Origin of the sequence: Anaerosporobacter sp., from assembly GCF_031551385.1 — a bacterium.
Classification (GTDB): domain Bacteria; phylum Bacillota; class Clostridia; order Lachnospirales; family Lachnospiraceae; genus Anaerosporobacter.
Window position 1 is genome coordinate 1 of the sequence record NZ_JAVBNS010000181.1, and the last position, 4,191, is coordinate 4,191.

A 4,191-nucleotide genomic window follows, 5' to 3' on the forward strand; every position below is an offset into this window, starting at 1 on the left:
ATCTTTTTCATAGGCCCTCCTACTTTTGTTTTCTGTGATTTTTCTTTGCAATTCCTTCAGGACGATACTTGAAGAAACGTACTGGATAACGAAACAGGGTATCCTTGTGTGTTTTATGCTCTGCATCAACAAACGGTGATAGATATGCCACTCCGTAATTATCCAAGCTGCAAAGGTGCGTAATTATTAATGTTATGCCAATCATCAAACCTAAAAATCCACCCAATGCCGCTAATATTGCAATAGCAAATCGAATAACACGAACTGCATTTGCCAAATCTTGATTCGGCAATGTAAAACCCGCTATTCCTGTAAATGCTACGATAATGACAACAGCAGGCGAAATTAAATTTGCGGTTACTGCTGCCTGCCCTACTACCAAGCCACCTACTATCGACATCGCCTGTCCAACCGTCTTCGGCAATCGCAAACCTGCCTCAATAAGAATCTCAAATGATATTAGTAAACCAAATATTTCGACTGCCGACGAAAATGGTACATTTATCTTCGCATTCTGTATTGAGAGCGCTAACTCTATCGGTAACATTTGATGTTGATACGTTGTTATTGCAATGTATAGTCCGGGTAGGATCAGTGTTAGAATCAACGCAAGGTATCTTATTGTACGTAAACAACTGCCAACAATACAGTTCTCAGCATAATCCTCTGGCGACTGCATTAACATCGGTAATTGACACGGTAAGATATAGACAAACGGCATACCATCTATAATAAGAACAACACGTCCATCTGTTAGATTCGAAGAACAACGGTCTGGTCTTTGCGTATGCATCACTTGCGGAAAGATACTGCTTCGATTACTTATTATAAATTCTTCAATGAATGCTGGAGTTGGCGTATTATCAATGTCGATTTTTTTAATTGCATTCTTTAACCTCTCCACATTATCCATATCAACAATATTACTTAGATATGCAATTGCAATATCTGCACGATTCACTCTTCCTACTGTCATCTGCTCAATAACAAGATATCTGGAGCGAATTCTTCTTCTAATCAGTGCCGTATTCGTTCGAAGCACTTCAATAAAACAGTCCTTTGCGCCTTTCATTACACCTTCATCGGAAGGTTCTGAGACAGACCTCTTATCAAATCCTCTTACATCAAATAAAATTGCTGCGTGTATCTCATCAAATATTAAACCTGCCATTCCACTCATTACACCTTGGATTAGCTGATCCATATCTTTCACTTCTGAAACAAACCCATGATACGCCATTCCTGTAAATAACGCATCATACAATTCCCGTTGATTCTTACACTCTTTCACTGTAACACTATCTGCAAACGGCCGTAAAACTGCTTGGTCAAATACCATACTGTTTATTAATCCATCTACACAAAATATACACATCGGAACGTTGTAGTTCGCTGTCTTTATTTCCCGAACTAGTACATCTCCACTTTTTTCAAACAAATCCTTTAGATATTTTGATTCCATTAATTGTTGCAAAACTATTCTCCCTTTCGAACGAATAATAGAATAATTACTCGATAGTAATAACACATATCATACATTCTTCCAGAAAGCTTGCAATTTTATTCAAATGCTAAGTTAAAATATCCATTTCCTTTCTCTACTTCAAAGCAAGACATAACGATTTGCTCATCTTTTACTTGTAAACTGTCTGTCCTAATCAGATGAATAGAACACTCACTTGCACTGCTTTTCGCTAATAACTGTTTTGCTAATTTTAAAACCATATCACTTGGCATCGTATGTTCCCTTATATATAAGATACCTTCATATTCACGTACCATTGCCACATACCTATCATCAATGAGCAATGTTTTACCACCTGTTAATGCATTTTCTTTTATTGCATAGGCAAGTACAGATTCTTCCCATTCTATATAGCCGACAGAAGACAACTTATAATCTCGAATCTTTTTATACAAACCGCTGTCTTCTTTTGTTAACTCTCTTATCATTAATTCATGTATTGCAGGTTTTCTATCTTCCCTTAATAGCGACGCTACTTTAAGTTCTGAATCTGATATATCCTCCAATTCCAAACGATCATGTTCTAATTCTTCTAACTGTTTTTCCGTCACGACACATGACTTTCGAGCTATTGTAGGAAGGTATCCCTTCTTTTCATAGAAACTCTCTAATTCTTTCGTTGCTGGTTGTAGAAATGTTGCATTCTTCGTGATTTCATTCGCATAATAAAGTAGTTTTGAACTATATCCTCTTCCCTGTGCTTCTGGCAATGTTGCCACTGCATAGACATAATAAACTTCTCGTATTCCTGTCCTCTCATGTAATTTAGCCGGCATTAACGTAAGCATCGACACTGGCTTTTCGTCTTCCATATAAACTAACGTTGTTTTATCATTAAAATACTCACAAAAGAAAAAGTTAATATAGGAATCTTCATCATGAAAACATTCCTTCCAAATCTTCTTTAGTTCACTAACCATTGCCTTATTCGCAAATTGAATCATACAAATTAACCTTGCCTTTCTACTCAATTACACCCGCTAAAAAGGCTAAGGCTAATCCTTGCCCCCAACCTTGTATCCAATTCCTTGTTATTGTTTTGTATCCCTCGCTATCTTTCATAACAGCCGTTCCAGCAGATACATTCAGAACTTTTCCACTCTCACTAATATTTTCTTTAACACCTTGTATGGACTTGTTCACATATTTTGTGTGTAGTGGATTCCCTATCGTCACCATTGCTGCTGCAATACCAGCAGCTGCCGAAACTTCTTCATATGATGTTTCATCATCCAAAATCGTTCTCCATAGTCCATTTTCTGTCTGCAATAATTTAATATTCGATAACTGTTCATCTAATGAACCTACGATTTCCATATATTTAGGGTAAAGATAGCATTCTGGCAATATACGCCCTACTTGTGACATTGTATATGCTGCCCATGCATTTGCTCTTCCCCAATGAAAGCCTGACATATGGCTTTTCTCTATGTTATTATATCCGTGATACCATAAACCTGTTTCTTGGTTTTGTAGGTATTTGATATGATAGTAATACTGATTTAGTGCATCTTCTATTATTTCCTCATCTTTTAATTTAACACCCATTCTTAACAAGAAAAATGCTGCCATAAAAAGTGTATCTGCCCAAGCTTGCTCTGGAAAATCATTCTTAATCGAAACAGTATGTTGTAATACCGAATCGCCAAATCGTAACGCTTCTGTTCTAAGATACTTCACTTTGCTTAATGCAATGTCCCAATATTTTTGTTCATTCGTTGCTTCATATAACGTAATCAAACAATGTCCCATCGCACATGTATTAACTGTCCATGCTGGCAATCCAAGTTCGATATATTCATCAATTCTCTTTTTCATGACTTGTAGATATTCTTCATTCTTAGTTACTTCATATGCACGGCTTATCCCATAATAAGCAACGCCACATGGCCATTCCCACGGCATATCCATACGCATTGTACGCTCTACCATTTTATCAATTAATAACTCTATCTCTTCTTTATCAAACTTTAAACCAACCATTTCCCTTCTCCTCGTCCTTCTCTATGTAGTTATGCCCTTATCCCCATTACGCTTATTTTAACTGTATTGTTACCTAACTTCAACAAAATTCGGATAAGAAAAAGCTGTTGTACGATATTTTCATATTACAACAGCTCTCCTCTTATTAATTTTTTATTTTAATCTTAATTTGGATGCCAAAAGGTTAAGAATAACCTTGCAATGAATGCTAGGTAATATTTATTCATCAATTCTTCCGTACTTGTGTATCAATACAATAGACATGCAAAACTTCATTATTTATCTTGATTCTTTGCTACTGCTCTCTAATTAAGAAACGGTAGCGAAACACCTATAGTACTTCTTAGTGTGTATATTCACAACTTAGGAAGGCGAGGCATGGACGCCGAGCCAGCCTGAGCTGAGGCAGGACGCCGAATCGAAGGCGGTTCCGTAAACTTTCGATAACTGTCCATACACACTTAGAAGTACTTAGGTGTATAGCGTGTTTCGTATTATAGAGCAGTAGAAAAGAATCTCTACAAGCGATCAAAGTTTTGCATTAAAAATATATCATACACAAGTACATGAGTTACCTACAAATGAATAAATATTTCCTAGCATTCATTCGAATGAGAAAATCAACCTTTTGTTGCAATATATTTTTCAGCAAACATGTCTGGATAATATGACAACTTTGCTTT

Annotated in this window: 3 protein-coding genes; all 3 read right to left on the reverse strand. The window is 36.4% G+C overall.

Annotated features, from left to right (window positions below; translation table 11 throughout):
* Window positions 1-19: 19 nt before the first annotated feature.
* On the reverse strand, window positions 20-1,474 hold the full coding sequence (locus RMR19_RS14460) for a spore germination protein (protein ID WP_310604202.1): 1,455 nt from the start codon (window positions 1,472-1,474) through the stop codon (window positions 20-22).
* Window positions 1,475-1,560: 86 nt separating this feature from the next.
* Window positions 1,561-2,469: a GNAT family N-acetyltransferase gene (locus RMR19_RS14465; RefSeq protein ID WP_310604203.1), complete on the reverse strand. Its 909-nt coding sequence runs from the start codon at window positions 2,467-2,469 to the stop codon at window positions 1,561-1,563.
* A gap of 19 nt (window positions 2,470-2,488) precedes the next feature.
* Window positions 2,489-3,508, reverse strand: coding sequence for a glycoside hydrolase family 88 protein (locus RMR19_RS14470; protein ID WP_310604204.1), 1,020 nt, complete (start codon window positions 3,506-3,508; stop codon window positions 2,489-2,491).
* Between the last annotated feature and the right edge of the window lie 683 nt (window positions 3,509-4,191).